Annotated in this window: 19 protein-coding genes; 14 read left to right on the top strand and 5 right to left on the bottom strand. The window is 42.1% G+C overall.

Annotation, left to right across the window (positions count from 1 at the left end; all coding sequences use genetic code 11):
• Positions 1 to 226: 226 nt before the first annotated feature.
• Complete coding sequence (locus BHV72_RS14140) at positions 227 to 1072, bottom strand: patatin-like phospholipase family protein (protein WP_022042420.1); 846 nt, start codon at positions 1070 to 1072, stop codon at positions 227 to 229.
• Between the two features lie 225 nt (positions 1073 to 1297).
• Here BHV72_RS14140 and BHV72_RS14135 point away from each other — a divergent pair, with 225 nt between their 5' ends.
• Positions 1298 to 1819 carry a hypothetical protein gene (locus BHV72_RS14135; protein ID WP_005678345.1) on the top strand — a complete coding sequence of 174 codons (522 nt, stop codon included), beginning with the start codon at positions 1298 to 1300 and terminating at the stop codon, positions 1817 to 1819.
• Between the two features lie 47 nt (positions 1820 to 1866).
• Here the strand turns inward: BHV72_RS14135 and bamG are convergent, their stop codons facing one another.
• Both bamG and BHV72_RS14125 read right to left on the bottom strand, forming a co-directional pair.
• Entirely contained in the window at positions 1867 to 3072 is a 1206-nt protein-coding gene (gene bamG / locus BHV72_RS14130) for a BamG family beta-barrel-assembly machinery protein (RefSeq protein ID WP_122134253.1), read from the bottom strand.
• Positions 3069 to 4406 carry a DUF4270 family protein gene (locus tag BHV72_RS14125; RefSeq protein WP_195414604.1) on the bottom strand — a complete coding sequence of 446 codons (1338 nt, stop codon included), beginning with the start codon at positions 4404 to 4406 and terminating at the stop codon, positions 3069 to 3071. The genes bamG and BHV72_RS14125 overlap by 4 nt, the downstream gene beginning before the upstream one ends.
• 197 nt (positions 4407 to 4603) lie before the next feature.
• Between BHV72_RS14125 and BHV72_RS14120 the strand changes: the two genes are divergently transcribed.
• The 3 genes from BHV72_RS14120 to BHV72_RS14110 all read left to right on the top strand — a co-directional run bounded on the left by BHV72_RS14120 (position 4604) and on the right by BHV72_RS14110 (position 7372).
• Complete coding sequence (locus BHV72_RS14120; RefSeq protein ID WP_022042423.1) at positions 4604 to 5692, top strand: Kelch repeat-containing protein; 1089 nt, start codon at positions 4604 to 4606, stop codon at positions 5690 to 5692.
• Positions 5685 to 6011, top strand: a complete 327-nt coding sequence (locus tag BHV72_RS14115; RefSeq protein WP_070100383.1) for a DUF4907 domain-containing protein — start codon at positions 5685 to 5687, stop codon at positions 6009 to 6011. Before BHV72_RS14120 ends, BHV72_RS14115 begins: the two co-directional genes overlap by 8 nt.
• A 176-nt stretch (positions 6012 to 6187) precedes the next feature.
• Entirely contained in the window at positions 6188 to 7372 is a 1185-nt protein-coding gene (locus BHV72_RS14110) for a C1 family peptidase (protein WP_022042425.1), read from the top strand.
• A gap of 121 nt (positions 7373 to 7493) precedes the next feature.
• Here the strand turns inward: BHV72_RS14110 and BHV72_RS14105 are convergent, their stop codons facing one another.
• Positions 7494 to 8222 carry a LytR/AlgR family response regulator transcription factor gene (locus BHV72_RS14105; RefSeq protein WP_005678337.1) on the bottom strand — a complete coding sequence of 243 codons (729 nt, stop codon included), beginning with the start codon at positions 8220 to 8222 and terminating at the stop codon, positions 7494 to 7496.
• Positions 8222 to 9427, bottom strand: coding sequence for a sensor histidine kinase (locus BHV72_RS14100; RefSeq protein WP_055171628.1), 1206 nt, complete (start codon positions 9425 to 9427; stop codon positions 8222 to 8224). Before BHV72_RS14100 ends, BHV72_RS14105 begins: the two co-directional genes overlap by 1 nt.
• Positions 9428 to 9920: 493 nt before the next feature.
• Here BHV72_RS14100 and BHV72_RS14095 point away from each other — a divergent pair, with 493 nt between their 5' ends.
• From BHV72_RS14095 to BHV72_RS14050, 10 genes are all read left to right on the top strand, one after another.
• Positions 9921 to 11126, top strand: a complete 1206-nt coding sequence (locus BHV72_RS14095; protein ID WP_022042427.1) for a DUF4925 domain-containing protein — start codon at positions 9921 to 9923, stop codon at positions 11124 to 11126.
• Between the two features lie 21 nt (positions 11127 to 11147).
• Positions 11148 to 12464: a DUF4925 domain-containing protein gene (locus BHV72_RS14090; RefSeq protein WP_055171625.1), complete on the top strand. Its 1317-nt coding sequence runs from the start codon at positions 11148 to 11150 to the stop codon at positions 12462 to 12464.
• A gap of 13 nt (positions 12465 to 12477) precedes the next feature.
• Positions 12478 to 15321, top strand: coding sequence for a TonB-dependent receptor (locus BHV72_RS14085; RefSeq protein WP_055171623.1), 2844 nt, complete (start codon positions 12478 to 12480; stop codon positions 15319 to 15321).
• Positions 15322 to 15454: 133 nt separating this feature from the next.
• Positions 15455 to 16135 (top strand): hypothetical protein, encoded by a 681-nt coding sequence (locus BHV72_RS14080; RefSeq protein ID WP_005678332.1) that lies wholly within the window; start codon positions 15455 to 15457, stop codon positions 16133 to 16135.
• Between the two features lie 39 nt (positions 16136 to 16174).
• Complete coding sequence (locus tag BHV72_RS14075) at positions 16175 to 18055, top strand: alpha-L-fucosidase (protein WP_122264844.1); 1881 nt, start codon at positions 16175 to 16177, stop codon at positions 18053 to 18055.
• A gap of 750 nt (positions 18056 to 18805) precedes the next feature.
• Complete coding sequence (locus BHV72_RS14070) at positions 18806 to 19678, top strand: electron transfer flavoprotein subunit beta/FixA family protein (protein WP_005681654.1); 873 nt, start codon at positions 18806 to 18808, stop codon at positions 19676 to 19678.
• A 2-nt stretch (positions 19679 to 19680) separates the two neighbouring features.
• On the top strand, positions 19681 to 20700 hold the full coding sequence (locus tag BHV72_RS14065) for an electron transfer flavoprotein subunit alpha/FixB family protein (RefSeq protein ID WP_055171620.1): 1020 nt from the start codon (positions 19681 to 19683) through the stop codon (positions 20698 to 20700).
• Between the two features lie 6 nt (positions 20701 to 20706).
• Positions 20707 to 22413: an acyl-CoA dehydrogenase family protein gene (locus tag BHV72_RS14060; RefSeq protein ID WP_195309957.1), complete on the top strand. Its 1707-nt coding sequence runs from the start codon at positions 20707 to 20709 to the stop codon at positions 22411 to 22413.
• 254 nt (positions 22414 to 22667) lie between these two features.
• Complete coding sequence (locus tag BHV72_RS14055; RefSeq protein ID WP_055171616.1) at positions 22668 to 24422, top strand: rhomboid family intramembrane serine protease; 1755 nt, start codon at positions 22668 to 22670, stop codon at positions 24420 to 24422.
• 8 nt (positions 24423 to 24430) lie between these two features.
• Positions 24431 to 24850 carry a hypothetical protein gene (locus BHV72_RS14050; protein ID WP_055171613.1) on the top strand — a complete coding sequence of 140 codons (420 nt, stop codon included), beginning with the start codon at positions 24431 to 24433 and terminating at the stop codon, positions 24848 to 24850.
• Positions 24851 to 24866 lie beyond the last annotated feature (16 nt).

Genomic DNA, 24866 nt, shown 5'->3' with positions numbered 1-24866 from the left:
TCCCTCTCTTTGCATACCTGAATTTATTTTCCTACTTTTGAGACAAAGCTTTATTCTTCTGCTTATGCCAGCTAATAGAATACTTTCTTCGATGATCTGGTAAGAGTAACTAAAAATTCCGGAAGCAAAGCAGAAATAGTGAGCTTCAAAGTAGCGGCTGCCGAACAGTATAAGTAACTTACTTCTTTCATCTAAAAAATAGAGCTATAGAGATGTAAGAATCTGTTTATTTTTCGACCAAATTTCTTGCACATTCGTACCCTTCCTCATAAAATTCTGTCAGTTTCTGCACATCCCGTTCAATACGATCTACCATCACAGGATTCTGCGGACGGATAACGAAAATCTTTCCTTCATCCTCCATTTTCTCAACCATTTCCAACTGTTCATTGTAGACAGCACAACGGCGGCTGAGTGCTTCACGGAGTTTAGGATATTTCCGGTATACAAACGAAGGGACACGAATATCTTTTGAATCTTTCCGGTATCCCCGGTTGCGGGTAAGTACTACGACATTTCTCGTATAACCATCAGCAATCGCTCTTTGCAAAGGAATAGAATCTACAATTCCCCCATCAAGCATGGGAATATTATCTACATAAGTAATAGGACATACAAAAGGCAGACTACTAGACGCACGGACAATGTCTATCACCCGGCGTTTATCTTTCTTTTCTTCAAAATAGTTAGCTTCCCCTGTGATACAATTGGTAGTTACCATAACGAAACGTTCCGAAGAAGCGAAATAAGTTTCGTAATCATAAGGAAGAATATGTTCCGGAAACTCATTGAACAACAGATCGAAATCGAGAATATTCCGTTTTTTAAGCAGATGTTTCAGACCGATATAATTGTATTTCTCCAACAAGTCAATATTACTGTATTTAGCACGTCCTCGTTGGCGCGATGCATAGGACAGCCCGTTGCACGCACCGGCAGAAACTCCTATCGCATAAGGAAACCGGATATCATGATCCATAAAATAATCAAGCACGCCGCAAGTAAATACTCCGCGCATTCCCCCGCCCTCCAACACCAACCCTGTAGATTCATCAATTTTCAAGTTCTTCATCTTAATCTTCCCAATTTTATATTTATCACTCTCTTTACATACCCCGTTTTATTACTGTTTGTTGCATATATATTATAAAAACAAACAAAAAAGGCAGAACATTTGGCAAAAATAGCAAATATTTAAACAAAACCTTGCTTTTTTGCTTCAATCTACGTAACTTTAGGCTAGCTTAATTGTTTTAAGGAGGAAATTATAAAAAAGTCCTGCCCGCAGGCAAGCACCATGAGAATACAGTTTGAGATTAAAGAAAAGTTGCCGGAAATTATTGAAGAAATCATGAATTCCGGAAAATGGCAAACTTCCGTGAAAGAAGAACTTAGCGGTCGGACGACCGTTGTGATCCGTGACCAAGCGTATGGCTCAGAAGCAACCATTGAAATCTATGCCAAATCCATTGAGATTAAAACCGCATGGTCAAAGTACTCCTACCGTATATTTGTCGCTAACGATATTGTATGGTGTGAATATAACGGGGCTTATCGTGGCCTACTGGAACAAGTACTCTTACCAACCATTACCCCTAAGGAAAGCTTGCTTGATTCTGACGTAACCGAAAGTTCACTCTATGGACGTGAACATAAAAAATTAAGAGAATATGCTGAAGACAATCTGAAACTGAAACAATTCCGACGGGAAAACTTCAATGAACAGAGAAACGGAACAGCAGCATTTGATCATCCGAAGCGTGTATACGACGAATTTATTAAAGAAGATTACGTAGTAACACCTAAAGACAATAAATAATGAAGAAGAGGGTATCCCCAAAGGATACCCTTATACTATTATCTATTTTATTTTAATTTAGCTCTGTAAGTCTTTTCCGAGAAAGTGATATTCAGGAAGAAAGCCAGTTTCTGTCCTTGAAACCTCCCTGAACTTACCTTAAATTGATCTGTATATTTTACCCCTAACGAAAGCGTACTGCGGCTACGGTATTCAAAATTAATTCCGGTACTGAGATAATAATTAGTTGTCGTCTTATTCTGAATAGAAAGATACGAATTCCCTATTCCGGCCCCGAGTAACAGACGTACAGGTTTCCGATAGGGATTCCCTAATGTATAACTCCCTCCCAACATCAAACGGTGCTGGTTATGAAAACTAACACTAGAACGAGAAGACTCCAACCGACTCCAGTCAACAAACTTATAATCGGCGGAAGCCATCCAACGCAACGTATTATAAGATACCCCTACTCCGAAAAACTGCGGTAAGCAGGTACGATACTTCTTACCTTTTTCTGTAATACTCCCACTACTACTGCTACTACTTACCGAATGATCGTTGTCTTGAAGCAAATCCTGGGAATATCCATATACAGCACCCGCTACCAACGAACGGTCACGCTCTATCTCATAAGTATACTGTAATCCAAAATCAACATACACTGTATGTTTATACGAACTGTTTGTTTCCGTAGCACTTCCCTGACTCTCCGATTGCGTAATAGTACCACCCACATAAGAAAAGTTAGCTCCCAGCGAAAGCCCTTTCCACAACTGATGAGCAACGCTGATTCCAACTTTGGATAATCCGCCTTCCCCTTGAAAAAGTGAAGTCACAGTCTCGCCATTTGTACCCGCTACATCCTGCTCGAGCGATATGGCATACCCCACACTACTGACAGGAGCCATAAAAATAGCCCCATACCACCGGGGAGCAATACGAAACCCGGCACCCAAATTATTAAGATTACCATTAAAAGAATGATTGTTTGCACCGGACTGTGAATACTTTTCATACGCTCCGCTAACTCCCAAATCGAAGAAAAAATACTGCGGCATCAATCCCGTCAAAGAAGCCGGGTTCGCACTATTATAAGCATTTTCTCCCCGCAATGCGATACCAACTCCCCCCATACCGGAATAGATTCCTCCTTCTCCGGTAGACAATTCACCCAGTCCGAACATAGAAGCCGGAGAGTTCGTCATGTTTTGAGCAGTAAGATTCAATAAGTTTGCACTTAATATGAAAATAGATAAAACTTTTCTTTTCATTTCGTATATGTCTTGTAATAAATAGTGAGAGATACATTATTATTATGGTCATTCACGGGGTGTTTACTATCTCCGAAAATGACTCCCTGAACTGTGTTATAAAAATCATTGTCGGAGAGAAACAACTGTAATTTTTCGCGGCTCTGTCCTGCCGTCCCCAGATTATTCTGAATGAACGAGGTAATATCAAATGAATAATGAGTATCCTCATAATAGACATTGTCTTCTACCAGATTTCCTGTTTGTACGGAATTTCCGGAAAGGTCCGTTATGACACTTTGGGTTGAATTATTCTGGTCTGCCGTATAGAGAGTCAATGATTTCGGCAACGGATATTTTCCGTTATAAGTACCTTTTATAGGATAGAGTTTAAGTACCGCACTTTCAATGGAGACAAGTCTCCCTTTCTGGTTCAGATTATTCAGATGCGGAAATTCGAGATTGATATACATACCGGTCAATCCTTGCAGATACACCTGATGATCACTTTCAGAAGAAAAAAGATTATAATCAGTACCGGCTCTGAGAGATTCTATGGGAGTACCGGTACGGTCGTGTTCCACCTTTGTATAATTCAATGAACTGCTGGCCTTAAACACTAAAGTCTGTTCCGTAGGCTTTTCTTTGAGTTCATGATAATAAAGAGTCAGACAAAAACTGGAATCATTCACCTGAAAGCCGTTAATGCACGTCCCATTTTCATCGGGTATAAAAGCTATTCCTTTAAAAAAAGCGCGGAAACGCTCCTGCGATTCCATACATTCTTCATCTTCCAACATCAGATTAAACCATTTTTTTCCCCATTCGTCAGGCAGACGTAATTCATGCATCTCGTTACGGTGTCCGGGAGTAGGACGTATAGAAAGAGTAGCAAGAAGATTATTCCGGTTATAATTAACATTGGTCTTATTAAAAAGGTAACCATCATCTTCCAATGAGATTCCTTGTGACAGACTAAATAACTCAATACGATGATAAACCAGTGTATCGCCCAGATAATTCCCTGAAGAATACCATTTGAAGGTAATAGAGTCAAACTGATATTCAGTTGTTTCATTAAGAGAATGAGAAGGTACTTCATATTCCGCATAAAACGAAGTCTTAATTTCTCCATATAGATTGTCTTTATATCGCCCGATCTGGCAAACCGTATCTCCCGAAGTTGCCAAAGAGTCACTTAGCAAAGTACTTAACGTTACTGTACACGTATCTGTTACAGCATTCATAAAAGAACTATCCACCCATTTAGCCCCAATGGAAGAGGATTCATCCCTGCAAGAGAATAGGATACAAAACAACAGTAAAGAATAAAAAAGTGTAATAAATAGTCTCATAACGAATCTTATTTTTGAGTTGCAAAGGAACCCCTTTAGGAAAATATCCCCAAAATTTATCGACTATTACCCGCTATTTATAGACTCGCATTTTTTAGATAGAGGAAATAAAGCTGTTTGTCGATAACTTTTTTCTCAAAACACATTGATAGCTACATTTGCGCCAAGTTTAAAATGTAATAAAACGAATGGAAATAATGAAAAAACTACAACTATTATTAGTGTCGGTAGCTATGCTATCAATTTTCTCATGTTCGGATGATGATGATGACACATTAGGAGTGTGGTATCGCCGTTCCGACTTCGATGGAAGGGCAAGAGAGGATGCAGCCGGATTTGTGATAGGTAACCGAGGGTACTTATGCGGAGGATATCGGGGAAAAGACCAACGGGAAAAAGACTGTTGGGAATACAATATTGATAATGACTGGTGGACACAATGCAAAGATATGCCCGACGATGCAACAGCCCGGAATGGCGCTGCCGGATTCGCAGTAGGCTCGAAAGGATATGTGACCACCGGATACACCGTATATAAAGATGATGATCCGATGCATACCGGAGGATACGCATATCTAAAAGACACATGGGAATATGACCCGGCAACAAATGAATGGAGACAAATGGATGATTATCCCGGAGATGCGCGAATCAATGCAATAGCCTTCACTATCGGTAACTACGGTTATGTGGGAACCGGACAATCCAAAGACGATAAACAGACAAAGGATTTTTATCGTTTCGACCCGACAGCCCCTTCAGGTAGCCAGTGGAGCATTGTAAACGGATTCGGCGGTCAGAAAAGAACCGGCGGCTTATCCTTTATCATCGACAATGTAGCTTACATCGTAGGAGGAACCAACAACGGTCAGGATGTTACCGACTTCTGGAAATTCGATCCCAGCAAGAGTGAAGAAAATAAATGGACCCGTCTCCGCGAAATCAAGGATGACAGCAGTGATGATTATGATGATGATTATAATTCAATCACCCGGACATACGGCTGCGCTTTTGTTATAGACGGCCAGGCTTATATCACTTTAGGGCAGACATCCGGTTCAAGCCTACGAAATAACTACTGGATATATGACCCCAACACAGATTTATGGCGTAGTAGTGACACGGAAGATGATTTTGACTATACCCCTTTCGAAGGAAGTGCACGCACAAAAGCGATTTGTTTCTCTACCGGCAAACGGGGTATTATAACTACCGGAGGAAGCAGTGGATACTATTATGACGATACTTGGGAATTACATCCGTATGAATGGGAAGAAGATGACTAAGAAAAACAGCAGCCGGCTCTTTGTTGCAGGAATATTAACAGCTGCCATTTGCCTGGCGTTTTCCGTAGCAGCCACCTCCGACACGCATTATTCGATCGAAATAATCGAAGTAAACGGAGGATACGGTTATCAAATATCCTACAACAACCATATAACCATATTCCAGCCTTTTATTCCCGCCATTTCGGGGAAAAAGCCTTTCATGGAAAAAGAGGATGCCAAAAAGGTAGGGAAATTAGTCATGAGACGCATGAAAACCGGAGAAAACTATACTGTTACCCGTCATGATTTAGAGAATCTCGGAATTAAAATAAAATAAATAAAAAGCGGAAAGTGAATTGAAAATAATTCTCTTTCCGCTTTTTGTTCATGAAAAAATAGAATATACACTATTTTTTATTCTTTTTTTATGCAAATTGTATACAGGAATATGGAATTACCCCAAGGATTCTCTATCTTTGTAACCAAAACAAATTTAATATTAATGTCATAAGAATGAAAAAGAGTATCCTTATCGCTGCTCTAGGCCTATTCAGCCTGAGCACAATGGCACAAGACGCAAAACCCGAAGAGGGCTTCGTTTTCACGACAGTGAAAGAAAATCCGATTACTTCAATCAAGAACCAAAACCGTTCGAGCACTTGCTGGAGTTTCTCAACTCTCGGATTCGTTGAATCAGAATTGCTACGTTTAGGCAAAGGCGAATATGATCTGGCTGAAATGTTTGTGGTACACAAAACGATGCAAGACCGTGGAGCCAATTATGTACGTTATCACGGTGACAGTTCTTTCTCGCCGGGAGGAAGTTTCTATGATGTGATGTACTGCATCAAAAATTACGGTATCGTTCCACAGGAAGTAATGCCGGGAATCATGTACGGCGATACTCTGCCGGTACACAACGAATTGGACGCTGTTGCTTCCGGCTACATTAATGCTATCGCTAAAGGTAAACTAAGTAAACTGACTCCGGTATGGAAGAACGGTCTGGCAGCCATTTATGACACATACTTAGGAAAATGTCCTGAAAACTTCACTTATAAAGGAAAGGAATATACACCGAAAACTTTTGCCGAATCACTGGGACTGAATCCGGACGACTATGTTTCATTGACTTCCTATACACATCACCCGTTCTATTCTCAATTTGCTATCGAGATTCAGGACAACTGGCGCAATGGCCTCTCCTACAACTTGCCTATCGACGAGTTTATGGCTGTAATGGATAATGCAGTGAAGAAGGGATATACTTTTGCATGGGGTAGTGACGTCAGTGAACAAGGGTTTACACGTGATGGTATTGCCGTAATGCCGGATATAAACAAAGAATCTGAACTTTCCGGTTCGGATATGGCCCGTTGGACTGGCCTGACCACTGCCAACAAACGTCAAATAATGACAACCAAACCACATCCAGAAATTAACGTCACTCAGGAAATGCGCCAGGTGGCATTCGACAACTGGGAAACTACCGACGACCACGGAATGGTGATTTACGGTATCGCTAAAGACCAGAACGGAAAAGAATATTTCATGGTAAAAAATTCTTGGGGTAAATCAGGTAAATACAACGGTATATGGTATGCTTCCAAAGCATTCGTCGCTTACAAAACGATGAATATCCTTGTACACAAAGACGCACTGCCTAAAGAAATTGCTAAAAAACTGGGAATCAAATAAAAGGAGTATCTCCACTTCTTAAAATAAAAGTCTCATTAGCTATAAATAGCTTCTGAGGCTTTTATTTTTAAGTAGTTATTTTCCGGACAACATACCGCATCGGATAAAGCATGACCAATGTTTAAGAGAAGCTTAGCTTACTGATAAATTCCGTAAACCGTTCTTTGTAATTATCACCCACAGGGATGTACGTATTCTTATCGAAGATAATACGGAGACGGGAGATTTCGGTAATCTTACGCAAGTTGACAATATAAGAACGATGCACACGCATGAAATGTGCGGGAAGCCGTTCTTCCATTTTCTGAAGACTGGCAAGTGTGATGACAGGCTTGTTCTCCCCCTCCACAAAAATACGGACGTATTCGCTCATACCTTCTATATAGCGGATATTATTAATATCGATGCGGACTACCCTGCAATCGCTTTTCACAAACAACGAATCGCCTTTTACCTGCGAAGCATTTCCCAGTTCACTCTGTTGCTCCAACAATTTATATTCAAACTGTTTGCGGGCCTTATCCGCCGCCTTCAGTAAGTCCTGAAACTCAAATGGTTTCAACAGATAATCCACCGCATCCAACTTGAAGCCGTCCACCGCATATTCGGAATAAGCGGTAGTGAAAATCACCAGCGGAGGACTTATCAAAGAACGGATAAAATCCAGCCCGTTCAAATCGGGCATATTGATATCTACAAATATCAGGTCGACATCTTCGTCGGACAATACCTTCATTGCCTCAAACGCATCCTGACAAGGTTTCACTAACGACAGGAAAGGGACGCGGGATATATAATCCGATAACTGTGCCAATGCCAACGGTTCGTCGTCAATTGCTAAACATTTCATTATAATAAAGGTATAATAAGTAATACATCAAATTTATTCTTATCCTGTGTGATAGAAAGCGTATAATCATTACCGAACAGAAGTCTTAGCCGCTTACGGATATTATCCAGCCCGATGCCGTGGTGTTGTTCGTCAGCCCTTCCGTTATTGCTATTCGTACAGCGAAAAGTCAATCGGTTTCCCTCCTCTTGCTGCACAATGACACGGACGAAAGAATCATTCCGGTAACTGACTCCATGCTTGAAAGCGTTCTCCACAAAAGAAATAAAAAGCAAAGGAGGTATCTGTACTTCAGGAACTTCGATGGGAAACTTCATTTCAATGGAGACTTTATCAGTATAGCGCAATCCCATTATGGCAATATAATTCTCCAGAAACTGAACCTCCCGTTTAAGAAGAATTGTTTTGTTACTAGCCTCATACAGCACATAACGCATCAGTTTGGAAAGCTCTACAATCGTACTTTTCGCCTTCCCCGTATCAATATCTACCAATGCGTGGATATTATTCAGCGTATTCATAAAAAAATGCGGGTTTATCTGATACTTCAGATATTGCAATTCGGACTGCAAGCGCTGGTGTTCCAGTTCCTTCAACATTTCTTCATCGCGAAAAGACTTGAAGAAAAGTTTAATGGCTATATTAAATCCTACCATAAGAAAGGCAATCATAAAATGAATAAGATAGCGAACTGTGATAGGAGGATAAGGAAACGGAACAGGTTTAAGGAGAGCCTCCGGACGTTGAAACTTTTCCACGGGATATTTCACCTGGTCCGGTAGTTCCCAATTAGCCGTCTCTTTCTTCCGCGCCTTTTCTCTCATTTCAATAATCTGATTCCGTCGGCTTTCCTTTGCTGAATGATACACAGGCTCCTGTCTGAATTCTTTCGGGAAACGCCCTTTCATCGGAAACGGAACAATCAAAAAAATAACACCTATTGCAAAAACTAAAGAAAGTGTATATTGCCAATATTTTTTTTTAAAAAGGAAATAAGGAACCAGCACATAGTTATTCAACAGAAAAAGCATAAAAAAAGGAAGAATTCCCAACCAGGAGTCACGTACAAGCGTGCGAACTTCTTCTTTCTCAAGTCCACCACTTACGGCAAAATATTCTCCGATCAACGGAAGAAAGAAAATAACACTCCAGATTACTCCGTAAATGCTTTGTTCCAATAATTGTTGCTTGCGCACTCTTTCCATGCCTCATTGTTCCATGTTAGCAGAAACAAAGATAAAACCGACACTCCTTTCATACAAAAACAATCGACCAAAGGACATATTTCAACGACAGTACATCAATCAGTGACGAATTTCACAACTTACAAAGTTGCCTGTAAATACATGTAGAGAATCTAAATAAACCTTAAAATGGATGTGATATTCTAAAAAGGCTCTTTTCTTAGTTAGAAGTAGGAAAAAATAAGAACGGTTTCTTACACGCGAAATGTGTGGGACGCCGTTCTTTTATATACATATACCTTGTCTTGTTCTATCTTATTCCATTCTTCACTATGTTTCTTAAAAGAAGAACATATTACATTAAAAATAGAACATTAATTCAAATGCTTTTATATCATTTTTCTCCGTATAATTAAAAATAGAACATTAATTCATAAAAACAGACCTTGTAAATTAATAGATGTTAGCCGAACTTTGCAAAGTTTTATTAATTACGCAATAAAAACAAAAAAGAATGAAAAACTTACGAAAACTATTTTGTGTAGCTTGCGCAGTATTTTTCTTTACATCATGTGAAGAAACCTATAACGACAAGTTATTTTGGCCGGGAGAAATCAGCCAGGAATATGGCTCGTACATCAAGCCGTATACACTGGATTTAACTTACAGCGGCGAGAAACTAATCGGAAAGACTGCCAGTTTCAAAACGGAAGATAGTGAAACGGGAACACTGACACTAAACGGAATTATCCCGGGAGAAGTTACTACTCCTATCAGTCGCATCAAGCTTAATGAAAACGGAGAAAAAGATGCCTATACCTTTAGCGGAACGAATATCACGATGGGGGGAGTAACGGTGAAGTATAATGGAATCATTACTCCAAAAGCAATGAAACTCTCACTGGATGTCACAATGGCTCATGCCAATAATCTGGCTCATACTTATGCATTTCCTGCATATTCACATACTACAAATGAAGAAGCAACCATTCGTAATAGTGGAGCAAGCTATGTGAATATTACAACGAAAGAAGGAGCCGAATCCATTGCTCCTATCGTTTTGCAAATGCAGCAAATGGCAACTAATATATTAGATGTACTCTTTCCGTATGTACTAAAGAATATTACATTAGAAAAAGATGGTATTGTTACTGCCAACTACACCACAAGTCCCATAGACATGAAAGAGATCATGGAGGTGGCTAATGCAGGTAAGACGGATGCAGAATTCCGTGGATTAATCGGCCAACGTACTTATGTTTCTTCCCCGAAAGGTTTGGCCTACTGGAATCAGACGGGTGATAAGGCATTTGTAGTACAATTGAACATACCAGCCATTATTTCACTCATCGCCGAGAATAACGGTCAGCAAATTGATCCCCAACTTATTGCAGGTATCAGCGAAGCTCTTTTAAAATCGGACCCTGCCCGATTGAAGCTAGCATTAAGTACGCTCAACATGATTTTAAACAATGAGATAATCACCTATATTTTAAAAATGGATGATAACACTTTTGTAACTTTACTTTCATGGATGAGAAATGGTATTCCAATGGGTATTAGTCAGGCTACAAAAGATCATACTTATATCTATTTAAAAAAAGAGACACTAACTCCATTTATCAATATCATTGATATTTTATTAAAAACAAACTTAGATGAGGTTGTAGCATTATTCGACAAAATGGAAATCGGCGTAGACCTTACTATCCAAAAATAAATCATTTTAAAATAAAAAACGATGAAAAAATTATCTATCTTATTCATAAGCTTCCTTACCGTAATATCCGCATTCTTAACATCTTGTGACGAAGACCACTATGGACCGGCTCCAGTAGACGTGACAGCCAATTATTCAAACAAGATTTCGAATCCTAATCCCAATTTAGTTCTTACATACAACGGTGATGCAATGAACGGGAAATCTGTTGATTTCAGTACTGTTACAGGAGAAACTGCTATCATTACTCTCTACGATATTCTTCCGGGAGAAAAGGCAATAAAGATTACATCCATTCCCCTTTCCGGAGATACAGAAGGATACTCTTTTTCCGGTAATGGTATGGGAAATGAAACATTGACTACTTTTAGATACGAAGGACGTGTAACAAAAGGAAAACTCACCTTAAACATATCCAATATCCAAATGGGTAATGCCGATTTGTGGGCAAATACTTATAAGTTACCCGAAGTCGTTAACGGCGTAAAAAAAATATTAGTTGGTGACACTTGGGGAAATGAATATACATGGCAGGAGGTTGATGGCCAAGTATTAAATGCGTCATGCTATTTCCATGCAGATGTAGAAGCTACAGAAAGCGGAGCTACAACCCAAACATGGGGTAATGGAATCCAAAATATAGTAAGTTACATTTTGCCACAAGTTCTGCAAGACATCACTTTAGGAGCAGACGGAAATGTAACGGCTTCCTATTCAAATGATCCGTTGTCAGGAGTAGATATAGACGTTATTTTTGGATTTCTAGAAACTCCATTAACACAGGAGATGATTACTCCCAACATTGCTGACCGTAAGTATATCCCTTCTCCAAAAGGGTTTGCTACTTGGTTTCAAAAAGACGGTAAGTTAATATTAAAATTAAACTTAGCTAATATCATTTCCTCAATAGCCAGCAGCAGCGATACATATATGGATGTGAACATAATCAATGCTATCATTGATGCTGTATCTCAAATGGATGCCATGAAAGTGAAAGAATTGCTAACCACACTTAATCAAAGTTTAAACAATGAAACACTTGGATTCTTGGTCAATGTCAACGACACTTCCTTCAACGCTATTTTCAATTGGTTAACTACCGGAATCCCGATGCAGGTTACTTCAAAAGAAGGACATACTTATATTTACTTAGATAAAGAAGGATTTACTCCCATAGCTAAATTACTACCAGATCTTAGTCCGCTAATAGTTAGTATGCTTCCGGAGGATATGCAAGGGCTGGGATTTATAATTTCAGCATTCTTAAATGGTATTTCAGAAGCTTTTCTATCTCCTGAGAGAATAGAGTTTGGTTTAGAACTTGTTCCGAATAAATAAAACGTAAGAAACAATGAAGAAAATATATATACTAACTTTATTAATCTGCCTTACTTGTTTTGGGACAAGCTTTGCCCAAACACTGAAAGGACATATATACGACGCCAAGACCAACGAACCGTTGGTCGGAGCAGCTGTTACCTACAAGCTCCACGGCAATCAGGGAGTAGTATCCAATATTAACGGAGAATATGAAATCAAACTTCCCGAAGGTGGAGTCGACCTCGTATTCAGTTATGTAGGCTATGATGATGTACTGATGCCTATCGTTATCAATAAACGCGAAGTAGTCACCAAAGACGTCTATATGAAAGAGAGCACTAAACTGCTGGAAGAAGTGGTAGTGAGTGCTGGACGCTTCGAACAGAAGCTAAGTGATGTAACAGTTTCTATGGATGTGGTGAAATCCGGTGACATTGCCCGCCAGGCACCGACAGATATTTCATCTACCCTCCGTACCCTGCCGGGGGTTGACATTGTAGACAAGCAGCCTTCCATGCGTGGTGGCAGCGGGTGGACTTACGGTGTAGGTGCACGTAGCCAGATTCTGGTAGACGGAATGAGTACACTGAACCCGAAAACAGGAGAAATCAACTGGAACACCGTACCTTTGGAAAATGTAGAACAGGTGGAAGTTATCAAAGGAGCTTCTTCTGTGCTATACGGTTCCTCAGCATTGAATGGTATTATCAATATTCGTACCGCACGCCCGGGTTTAACGCCCAAGACACGGTTCAGCACATACGTAGGCATCTACGGTGATGCAGAGAATGATGAATACCAATGGAGCGATAAGAATTTCTGGAAAGATGATAAATATGCAGTAAAACCTATTCTGCGTGGCAGTCTCCTAAGTGGAGTACGGAATCCGATTTACGAAGGTTTCGACCTCTCCCACTCCCGTCGTATCGGTAATTTCGACATTAGTGGAGGGATCAATCTTTTCACCGATGAAGGATACCGTCAGCAAGGATATAACAAACGTTTCCGCATGGGTGGCAGTTTGACCTATCACCAACCGGATATGGGACTGAAAATTCTGAATTATGGTTTTAATGTAGACTTCCTTTCCAATCAATACGGGGACTTTTTTATCTGGCGTTCACCGACCGAAGTATACAAGCCTTCTCCTTTCACCAATATGGGACGCGAAGAAAACAACTTCCATATCGACCCGTTTATCAATTATGTAAACCCGGAAAACGGAACTTCACATAAAATCAAAGGACGTTTTTATTATAGCGCAGATAATATCGTCCGCCCAACCGAAGGTTCATCTATCACAGATATTCTGGGAAACATGGGAACCGATGCGAATACGATTAAAAATATCGTAAACGGCGATTACAGCTCACTATACCCCGCATTGGTCGGTATCGGTTCGGGAATTATCAACGGCAATCTGGATGATGCCATGAACGGTGCATTCACTTCACTGGGAAACATCTTTCCCAATGCAACAACTGCCGATTATTGCGACCTTATCTCATGGGTTATGGATAACGGGCTGCCTGATCTTAGCGGAATACAGAACGGACAATTGCCAAGCGATCTCGTACCGTGGCTGTCTAATGTTATCAATCCGTCTCGACTCAACCCGAAAACTCAAACAGACAAGAACTTTGACTATTATCTCGACTATCAGTTCAACAAGAAATGGAACGGTGGCGCACAGATCACTACGGGAATGACTTTCGAACACATCCGTTATGACTCTGCTGTAATGGATGAAGTGTACAAAAGTGATAATGCAGCCCTCTTCTTCCAATATGACCAACGTTTTTGGGATCGTTTGAGTGTATCCGCAGGCGTACGTGCCGAATACTACCGCGTAAACAACCACCGCCGCGAAGCAGAAACAAAGGTATTCGGAACAAAAATTCCGTTCCGCCCCGTTTTCCGTGCCGGATTGAATTATCAATTAGCCGATTACAGTTTTATCCGCGCCAGCTTCGGACAAGGTTACCGCAACCCGTCTATCAATGAGAAATATCTCCGTAAAGACATTGGCGGAGTCGGTGTTTATCCGAATCCGAACATTAAACCTGAGAAAGGATTTAATGCAGAATTAGGTTTCAAGCAAGGATACAAGATCGGTAACTTCCAGGGATTTGTCGATATTGCCGGATTCTATACTCAATATAAAGATATGGTAGAATTCCAGTTCGGCCTATTCAATAATGCAAACAATACGATGATAAATAGTATTGGCGATGTATTTCAGATGTTGACAGACGGCAAGGGCTTCGGTATCGGAGCACAATTCCATAATGTATCGAAAGCACAGATCTATGGAGTGGAGATTTCAACAAACGGTGTATATAACTTCAACAAGAACACAAAATTATTCTATAATCTGGGATATGTATATACCGAACCGCGTGACGCGGATTACCAGGAACGCAATGCTGTAGAAGGACTGTATACCGACCCGCTTCAGATGAAAGAGAAATCAAATACGGGTAAGTATCTGAAATATCGTCCGAAACATAGTTTCAAAACAACGGTAGACTTCCAGTGGAAACGCATCAATGTGGGTGCCAATGTGGCATGGAAAAGCAAAATCCTTGCAGTGGATTATCTGATGCTGGACGAGCGTTCTAAAACACAAAACGACTTAATGGATTATGTACGCGGTATCCTTTTCGGTTATTCAAAAGGAGAAACACTCGCTACCTACTGGAAGAAGCATAACACAGATTATGCAACCGTTGACTTCCGTTTCGGTGTAAAAGCAACGAAAGAAGTTGCTTTCCAGTTTATGGTAAACAACTTGTTTAATAAAGAATACAGTTACCGCCCAATGGCAGTAGCTGCTCCCCGTACTTTTGTGCTGAAAATGGACGTCACATTCTAAATAACTCTTATTATTTACACATTAATAAAGGAACGGCTGCTCAATGCAGCCGTTTTTTTGTTTCATTTGTTACTAATCAGCCATATATTCCGTATATTTGTCACCCGTAAATCAGGAAGAACAACTCGATAAAATGAAAAAGCAAATCGTACTTATTGCAATCTTATGTTGTACAGCCTTTGCACAAGCACAAGAAGTTTTTGTAAATGCCGATTTTGTCAGTAGTTACATTTGGCGGGGAATAGACTCGGGCAATGCCTGTATCCAGCCAACACTAGGTCTTAATTGGAAGGGACTGACAGTTTATGCCTGGGGTTCAACAGAGTTTCGCAACAAAAACAATGAGATTGACTTGTCGCTAGAATATGAATATAAGAATCTAACCCTTTATGCTAACAACTATTTTACCCAGACAGAAGAAGAACCTTTCAAATATTTCAATTACAGTTCACACTCCACCGGACATACTTTCGAAGTCGGAGCCGGATATATATTTAGTGAAAAGTTCCCGCTTTCCGTCAGCTGGTATACAACGTTTGCCGGCAATGATTACCGGGAAAACGATAAACGCGCCTGGTCCAGTTATTGCGAGCTAAGCTATCCCTTTAGTGTGAAAGATGTCGATATGAGTATTGAAGCCGGCTTCACACCGTGGGAAGGTTTCTACTCTAACAAGTTCAATGTTGTCAACATCGGATTATCCGCAACCAAAGAGTTAAAGATCACTTCCGGCTTCTCCCTTCCTATTTTCGGAAAACTGATAGCCAATCCCTACGAAGAACAAGTCTATTTCGTTTTCGGACTTAGTTTATAGCAAGACATATTTATTAATAAATCACTAATAATTACCCCCATGAAAAAACACCCCTTGATTCTTTGCGCAGGAATTACTTCTCTTTTATTGAGTGCCTGCAATCCGGTAAAAGCTCCGGAAGCAATCTTACCCGTTCCCGAAGCCAAACAAGTGGAATGGCAGAAAATGGAAACCTACGCTTTTGTACATTTCGGACTTAACACTTTTAACGACCGTGAATGGGGATACGGAGACTCCGATCCTAAAACATTCAACCCTGCGAAGCTCGACTGTGAGCAATGGGTAAAGACCTTTGTAGAATCGGGCATGAAAGGAGTAATCCTCACTGCCAAACATCACGACGGTTTCTGCCTGTGGCCTACCCAACTGACAGAGTATTGTATCCGCAACACTCCCTATAAGAATGGACAAGGAGACATTGTGCGCGAGTTATCGGACGCCTGCAAAAAATATGGTATCAAATTCGCCGTTTACCTATCCCCCTGGGACAGACACCAAGCTAATTACGGAACTCCCGAATATGTAGATTATTTCTATAAACAACTCCATGAACTACTGACCAACTACGGTGATGTCTTTGAAATCTGGTTCGACGGCGCCAACGGAGGCGATGGCTGGTATGGCGGAGCGAAAGATTCACGTACTATCGACCGCAAAACATATTACAACTATCCGCGAGCCTATAAAATGATTGACGAACTGCAACCGCAAGCAGTTATTTTCTCCGATGGGGGACCCGGTTGCCGTTGGGTCGGAAACGAGAAAGGATTTGCCGGAGCCACCAACTGGTCTTTCCTCCGTGCCGGAGAAGTTTATCCCGGTTATCCCAACTATCGCGAACTGCAATACGGCCATGCTGACGGTAATCAATGGGTGGCAGCCGAGTGTGACGTTTCTATCCGTCCGGGTTGGTTCTATCATCCGGAAGAAGACGGCCGTGTGAAAACAGTGGACGAACTGACCGACTTGTATTACCGTAGCGTAGGACATAACGCAACGTTATTGCTGAACTTCCCCGTAGACCGTGACGGACTCATTCATCCGACAGACTCCGCCAACGCCGTTAACTTCCATAAGAACATACAGAAACAATTAGAAAAGAATCTGCTGGCCGGCCTTTCCCCCAAAGCATCGGACGAACGGGGAAAAGCATTCTCCGCTAAAGCTGTCACAGACAACGACTATGATACTTATTGGGCTACCAACGATGATGTAACTTCCGCCACTATTGAATTTGACTTGCCTCAACCGGAGAAGATCAATAGAATGATGTTACAGGAATATATCCCTCTGGGACAACGTGTGAAATCATTCGTAGTAGAATATAACCAGGAAGGTGAATGGCTTCCCGTGAAGCTCAATGAAGAGACAACAACCGTTGGTTACAAACGTCTCCTCCGTTTCGAAACGATCACGACCGATAAGCTCCGTGTCCGTTTCACGGATTCACGTGCATGTCTCTGCATCAATAACATCGAAGCATTCTACGCAGGAGCAACTTCCGATACATACTCTACAAAAGCGGAAGAACTGAAGAGTTTCCCGTTCACTCTCAGCGGAGTAGACACAGAAGAAGCACAAAAATGCATGGACAAGAATGACCAAACGGCCTGTTTCGTCAATGGAAACACACTGTTAATCGACTTGGGAGAAGAACGTACGATTACTTCATTCCATTATCTTCCCGACCAAAGCGAATATAATAAAGGTGTAATCGCCGCATACGAAATATCTGTCGGTATGGATAGCAATGCTGTCAATCAAGTGGTAGCAAAAGACGAATTTTCTAATATAAAGAATAACCCGATCCTGCAATCTGTCTACTTCACCCCACTCAAAGCCCGCTATGTCCAGCTGAAAGCAACGAGGATGATACATGACGGAGAACCATTAGGATTGGCCGAGATCGGTATACAATAACATAAAAAAAGAATTTTATACTTACATACAAATTTAGCAGTTCTTATTGTCAGACCATCATTTCTATTCTTAGCATATTGATTTCCATTAGACACTGACGATAAGCCCTGACAATAGGCTGGCAATATTATCTTATACATTTTATTGTCAGCCTATGATTTTATTACTCCCTCATAGTTACTGTCCGTCCGGCTTTACTTACCTTCCGTGACAAGCCCCCTTTAAACATACGTTATACAACCGCTATACTTCTGTTAACCAATAAGTATTGTTCTGTCGGGATACCGATATAGTTACCTCGCCACGGCTGTGGAAAGAATTCGCCACAGTTGTGGTAACTTCTCGTCACGACCGTGAGGAGAAGTTACCACGGCCGTGACAAACTAAAGATGAAGGCACTCTAACAGTACTATACCGGCATTCCGACAGTACTATACCGGTTTCCTTTCCTATAAAGTCCTGCTTAACCACTCTGCAAATAAGCAACTTGCCAGAAAAGCAGTAGTAATATCGAGCAAGAACAAATTCAATAAATATACTTTCACCCCCCAACCAAATCTATAAAAATCCTTCTTCTTTTGCTCAAAATCCTTAAACCTGTGCATTTTTTACTCGGATTTCTTGTCAGAACCAAGTGTTTGCGTAAATTTGCACGCTGATAGTTAACCGGATAGTTTGAATAGCAAGAGATTACTACTTGACTACTGGCTACTACCTACTTGTAGAAATACTAATACTAAAATTAATAACATGAGTTTGAAAATTGTTGTATTGGCAAAACAAGTTCCCGACACACGTAATGTTGGGAAGGATGCCATGAAAGCCGACGGAACCATTAACCGTGCGGCACTCCCCGCTATCTTCAATCCCGAAGACTTGAATGCTCTCGAGCAAGCTCTTCGACTGAAAGATGCCCATCCAGGCTCTACCGTTACCATTCTGACAATGGGACCGGGTCGTGCTGCCGACATTATTCGTGAAGGACTTTTCCGTGGTGCAGATAACGGTTACTTGCTGACCGACCGTGCTTTCGCCGGTGCAGATACACTGGCTACTTCTTACGCGCTGGCTACTGCTATCCGCAAAATAGGTAACTGTGACATTATTATTGGTGGTCGTCAGGCTATCGACGGGGATACGGCGCAAGTAGGTCCGCAGGTAGCAGAAAAGTTGGGATTGACCCAAATCACATACGCAGAAGAAATTCTGGAAGTAGGTAAAGACAAGATTACAGTGAAACGCCACATCGACGGTGGTGTTGAAACCGTAGAGGGCCCGTTGCCTATCGTGATTACTGTCAACGGCTCGGCAGCTCCTTGCCGTCCGCGCAACGCGAAACTGGTGCAGAAGTACAAACATGCCAAAACTGTTACCGAAAAACAGCAAGGTAACCTTGATTATACTGACCTGTATGACAAACGCGACTACCTGAATCTGGTAGAATGGAGCGTAGCCGACGTAAACGGTGACCTCGCACAATGTGGTCTGTCCGGTTCGCCGACAAAAGTGAAAGCCATTCAGAACATCGTGTTCCAGGCTAAAGAGAGCAAAACCATTAGCGGCAGCGACCGTGACGTGGAAGACCTGATTGTTGAACTGTTAGCTAACCATACTATCGGATAATCATGAATAACTTATTTGTATATTGCGAAATAGAAGAAGGTAACGTAGCAGACGTTAGCCTTGAACTTCTGACCAAAGGTCGTTCGTTAGCCAACCAGTTGAACTGTCAGCTCGAAGCTGTGGTTGCCGGAACAGGCCTCAAAGATATTGAAAAACAAATCCTTCCTTACGGAGTAGACAAACTCCACGTTTTCGACGGAGAAGGACTTTATCCTTATACTTCACTCCCTCACACCGCTATCCTGGTGAACCTTTTCAAAGAAGAACAACCACAAATCTGCCTCATGGGTGCCACCGTTATCGGTCGCGACCTCGGCCCGCGTGTTTCTTCCGCTTTGACCAGCGGACTGACTGCCGACTGTACTTCTCTGGAAATCGGTGACCACGAAGACAAGAAAGAAGGCAAAGTTTATAAAAACCTGTTGTATCAGATCCGTCCGGCATTCGGCGGCAACATCGTTGCAACGATTGTAAACCCGGAACACCGCCCGCAAATGGCAACCGTTCGCGAAGGTGTGATGAAGAAAGAAATCCTCTCCCCGACTTATCAGGGAGAAGTGATCCGCCACGACGTGAAGAAATACGTTGCCGACACGGATTATGTAGTAAAGGTAATCGAACGCCATGTGGAAAAAGCCAAGAACAACCTGAAAGGTTCTCCGATTATCGTAGCCGGCGGTTACGGTGTAGGTTCGAAAGAAAACTTCGACTTGCTGTTCGACCTAGCTAAAGAACTTCACGCTGAAGTAGGTGCCAGCCGTGCCGCTGTGGATGCAGGTTATGCAGAGCACGACCGTCAGATTGGACAGACAGGTGTTACGGTTCGTCCAAAACTTTACATTGCCTGCGGTATCTCCGGACAGATTCAGCATATCGCCGGTATGCAGGAAAGTGGTATCATCATCTCTATCAACAACGACCCGGACGCTCCGATCAACACGATTGCCGATTATGTAATCAACGGAACGATTGAAGAAGTTGTACCGAAGATGATTAAGTATTATAAACAAAATAGTAAGTAAGGAACAATGGCTAATTATTATACAGACATACCGGAACTCAAGTATCACTTGAACAATCCGATGATGAAGCGTATTTGCGAACTGAAAGAACGCAATTACAGAGATAAAGATGAATTCGATTATGCTCCGCTGGACTTCGAAGATGCCGTAGACTCTTACGACAAAGTACTGGAGATCACAGGAGAAATCACAGGAGAAATCATTGCTGCCAACGCAGAAGGCGTTGACGAAGAAGGTCCTCACTGCGCCAACGGACGTGTAGAATATGCTTCGGGTACGAAACAGAACCTCGACGCCATGGTGAAAGCCGGCTTGAACGGCATGACCATGCCCCGTCAGTTCGGTGGACTGAACTTCCCGATTACTCCGTACACCATGTGTGCAGAAATCGTAGCGGCTGCTGATGCCGGTTTCGGCAACATCTGGTCATTGCAGGACTGCATCGAAACATTATACGAATTCGGTAATGCCGACCAACACAGCCGTTTCATCCCTCGCATCTGCCAAGGCGAAACAATGTCTATGGACTTGACGGAACCGGATGCAGGCTCCGACCTTCAGTCGGTCATGCTGAAAGCGACTTACAGCGAAAAAGACGGCTGCTGGTTGCTGAACGGTGTAAAACGCTTCATTACTAACGGTGACGCGGATATCCACCTCGTACTGGCACGTTCGGAAGAAGGAACCAGAGACGGTCGCGGTTTGTCTATGTTCATCTATGACAAGCGTCAGGGGGGAGTTAATGTCCGTCGTATCGAAAACAAACTAGGTATCCACGGTTCTCCTACTTGCGAACTGGTATACAAGAATGCAAAAGCTGAACTTTGCGGTGACCGTAAGCTTGGCTTGATTAAATATGTAATGGCGTTGATGAACGGTGCCCGTCTGGGTATTGCCGCACAATCGGTAGGATTGAGCCAGGCTGCTTACAACGAAGGATTGGCTTATGCCAAAGACCGCAAACAGTTCGGAAAGGCAATTATCGAATTCCCGGCTGTTTATGATATGCTTGCCAGCATGAAGGGTAAGTTGGATGCAGGACGTGCACTGCTGTATCAAACAGCACGCTACGTAGACATCTACAAAGCACTGGATGACATCGCCCGCGAACGTAAACTGACTCCGGAAGAACGTCAAGAACAGAAGAAATACGCCAAACTGGCCGACAGCTTCACTCCGCTTGCCAAAGGTATGAACTCCGAATATGCCAACCAGAATGCTTACGACTGTATACAGATACACGGTGGCTCGGGCTTCATGATGGAATATGCTTGCCAACGCATCTACCGCGACGCACGTATCACCAGTATCTACGAAGGTACAACTCAGTTGCAGACCGTAGCCGCTATCCGTTACGTAACGAATGGCTCTTACATCGCTACTATACGCGAGTTCGAAGCTATCCCCTGCTCACCGGAAATGGAACCGCTGATGTCTCGTCTGAAAAAAATGGCAGATAAGTTCGAAGCAAGTACCAACGCAGTGAAAGAAGCACAAGATCAGGAACTGCTCGACTTCACAGCCCGCAGATTAATGGAAATGGCTGCCGACATCATCATGTCTCACCTGCTGATTCAGGATGCAAGCAGATCTTCCGAACTGTTCTCTAAATCTGCACACGTATATCTGAACTATGCGGAAGCAGAAGTGGAAAAACATGCTAACTTTATCAGCAACTTCGATAAAGAAGACTTGGCTTTCTATAAGAAGTAACAGAATATTATACAACGCAAGGGCTGGATTTGCCTGCCCGAATATGATAATCTTTACGTATTCGGGCGGACAAATCCGGCCCTTTCTGTTTGATATCCCCTCCCCTTCGTTCGAACCGGCTATGTCTCACCCAATTAAGTTTCTCTATATCTATAAAAATATACCCCACTTATTTCTACTTTTTCTCATTATTATTCCATACATTTGTCTGTCAGGAAATAGGCAATCATTTACAACAATTAAAAGAGAATAATATGGCATTTAGACTCAGGCCTTTACATGAGGACACACTACAATTTGCTGGCTTATCAAACACACAAATTCTGATTTTAGCCCTTGAAGCTTCTCAAAAGTTAGAATGGAATATTGAAGAACTCACTCTTGAAGGTGTCCGTTTTGATGTCCCTATGAGTATAAAATCCCATGGAGAGGAAATTACAGTCTCTATTCAGGAAGGAAGTGACGGAGAAATATCTGTTCGCAGTCAAAGCATTGCCATGCAACTGGTAGACTATGGCAAGAACAGAAAAAACATCCAAAGTTTGCAGAAGGCAATGGAAGAAATAAAATCAACTCTTTCTCCGGAAGAATTAGAGCAAAAAGCCAAAAAACTGGAAGATGATTTTAACCGGCCGTTGACCGAGGAAGAAGAAGCATATCTCAAAGAAATAGAAAAGAAATCATCCTTTATCAGTTTCTTCATTCCCCGGAAAGGATTTATAGCGACTCCTATCCTAATGGACCTTAATCTTCTGATCTTTATCTTAATGGTGGCTTTCGGAGTGGGAATCCTGGAACCTTCCACACTGGCCTTACTGAAATGGGGGGCTGATTTTGGACCGCTAACCCTTACCGGAGATTGGTGGCGCGCCATAACCTGCAACTTCATACATATCGGCGCTTTCCACTTGCTGATGAATATGTATGCTTTCATGTATATCGGACTTTGGTTGGAGGACCTGATAGGAACGCGGCGTATGTTCATCTCCTATCTGCTCACCGGGGTTTGTTCGGCAGCCTTCAGTCTTTATATGCACGCCGAAACAATCAGTGCCGGAGCTTCAGGAGCGATCTTCGGACTTTACGGCATCTTTCTGGCTTTCCTCCTTTTTCACCACATCCCGAGAGCACAACGGAAAGCATTATTAATTAGTATCCTTCTTTTCGTAGGCTACAATCTGGTATATGGCATGAAAGCAGGAATCGATAATGCCGCACATATCGGTGGATTGCTCAGTGGTTTTCTTTTGGGAATCATTTATGTAATCAGTTACAGATTTGAGAAGAAGGATGCACAAAGAACTATTTCTATTGTAGGGGAACTGGGGATCTTCGGAATCTTCCTGTTCAGTTTCCTCGGACTTTGCCAGAACATCCCTTCAACATATCGGGAAATACGTAAGGAATGGGAAAGCGGAATCGTGGAAGCTTATCTTAACGGTGAACTGGAAGAGGAAAATGACAACCAGCCTGCAACGAATACGCCAAGCAAGTCGTCCACCCTGCAAATGCCACCTTATACCCCTGTCGGCAACAATGACACATGGCTTTCTTTCTATGATGCAACAACAAATTTCAGTTGCCAATATCCTACAAACTGGCATAAGATAACAGGTGCGCGAGGACTGACTCCCACTGCGGAACCTCCTTTTCTAATGCTCGTCAATGGAGGAAACCAATTAACTGCCGTCGCGCTTACCTATGACACACGGAAAGAGTTTGAACGCGTAAAAGAACTGACACTCCTGCTCCCGAGAAATGCAAATGGAGAGCCTTCGGAGGATTATAAACAAAGCAACGTAACGATCAACGGCCTGTCTATGACACAGACCTCGAATCCATTGCATATCGGAGCTCCCGATGAGCCAGGGCATGACGTACAGCAAATTGCATTACGTTATTTCCAGGAAGATCAACTAAGAGTCTTTTCCATAGTAATGCTTGTCTACGACAAGGAAGCACAAGCAGACTTGGAAGCTATTGTATCAAGCATTCAAATAACCAAATAAAGTAAACAATGAGAGTATACATTCAAGTAAAACAACTGGGAAAGCGAAAGTGCTGCATTGAAAAGCTGCCCGTCGACTTTTCTGTTCCTCCCACCAATGTGCAGGAGTTGATTGCAAGTATTGTCAGCTGGCAAGTAAGCGAATATAACGATCGCATGCAACAGAGTGAAGTATTGCAATATCTCACTCGGGAAGAAGTTGAGGACAAGGCTGCCTCCGGAAAGGTAGGCTTCGAAGTAAACTATAACGGCAGACCGGCCGCAGAAACTGAAGCAATCGTCAATGCGCTGCAATCTTATGAGGACGGAATTTTCCGTATCTTTATAGATGACACGGAAGCAGGCGGGCTTTCTTCTCCTGTTGTATTAAAAGAAGAAACTACACTGACCTTTATCCGACTGACTATGCTATCGGGAAGATTATGGTAAGTATCTATAATAACCC

The sequence above is a fragment of the Bacteroides sp. 43_46 genome (genome assembly GCF_001915455.1).
GTDB classification, from domain to species: Bacteria; Bacteroidota; Bacteroidia; order Bacteroidales; family Bacteroidaceae; genus Bacteroides; species Bacteroides caccae.
Note: the sequence above shows the minus strand (reverse complement) of the source record. Positions and strands in the feature narration are given on the sequence as shown.

Coding starts and splice junctions, on each gene's coding strand:
- BHV72_RS14140 (WP_022042420.1), bottom strand. CDS start 1,072: ATGAAGAACTTGAAAATTGATGAATCTACAGGGTTGGTGTTGGAGGGC.
- BHV72_RS14135 (WP_005678345.1), top strand. CDS start 1,298: ATGAGAATACAGTTTGAGATTAAAGAAAAGTTGCCGGAAATTATTGAA.
- bamG (WP_122134253.1), bottom strand. CDS start 3,072: ATGAAAAGAAAAGTTTTATCTATTTTCATATTAAGTGCAAACTTATTG.
- BHV72_RS14125 (WP_195414604.1), bottom strand. CDS start 4,406: ATGAGACTATTTATTACACTTTTTTATTCTTTACTGTTGTTTTGTATC.
- BHV72_RS14120 (WP_022042423.1), top strand. CDS start 4,604: ATGAAAAAACTACAACTATTATTAGTGTCGGTAGCTATGCTATCAATT.
- BHV72_RS14115 (WP_070100383.1), top strand. CDS start 5,685: ATGACTAAGAAAAACAGCAGCCGGCTCTTTGTTGCAGGAATATTAACA.
- BHV72_RS14110 (WP_022042425.1), top strand. CDS start 6,188: ATGAAAAAGAGTATCCTTATCGCTGCTCTAGGCCTATTCAGCCTGAGC.
- BHV72_RS14105 (WP_005678337.1), bottom strand. CDS start 8,222: ATGAAATGTTTAGCAATTGACGACGAACCGTTGGCATTGGCACAGTTA.
- BHV72_RS14100 (WP_055171628.1), bottom strand. CDS start 9,427: ATGGAAAGAGTGCGCAAGCAACAATTATTGGAACAAAGCATTTACGGA.
- BHV72_RS14095 (WP_022042427.1), top strand. CDS start 9,921: ATGAAAAACTTACGAAAACTATTTTGTGTAGCTTGCGCAGTATTTTTC.
- BHV72_RS14090 (WP_055171625.1), top strand. CDS start 11,148: ATGAAAAAATTATCTATCTTATTCATAAGCTTCCTTACCGTAATATCC.
- BHV72_RS14085 (WP_055171623.1), top strand. CDS start 12,478: ATGAAGAAAATATATATACTAACTTTATTAATCTGCCTTACTTGTTTT.
- BHV72_RS14080 (WP_005678332.1), top strand. CDS start 15,455: ATGAAAAAGCAAATCGTACTTATTGCAATCTTATGTTGTACAGCCTTT.
- BHV72_RS14075 (WP_122264844.1), top strand. CDS start 16,175: ATGAAAAAACACCCCTTGATTCTTTGCGCAGGAATTACTTCTCTTTTA.
- BHV72_RS14070 (WP_005681654.1), top strand. CDS start 18,806: ATGAGTTTGAAAATTGTTGTATTGGCAAAACAAGTTCCCGACACACGT.
- BHV72_RS14065 (WP_055171620.1), top strand. CDS start 19,681: ATGAATAACTTATTTGTATATTGCGAAATAGAAGAAGGTAACGTAGCA.
- BHV72_RS14060 (WP_195309957.1), top strand. CDS start 20,707: ATGGCTAATTATTATACAGACATACCGGAACTCAAGTATCACTTGAAC.
- BHV72_RS14055 (WP_055171616.1), top strand. CDS start 22,668: ATGGCATTTAGACTCAGGCCTTTACATGAGGACACACTACAATTTGCT.
- BHV72_RS14050 (WP_055171613.1), top strand. CDS start 24,431: ATGAGAGTATACATTCAAGTAAAACAACTGGGAAAGCGAAAGTGCTGC.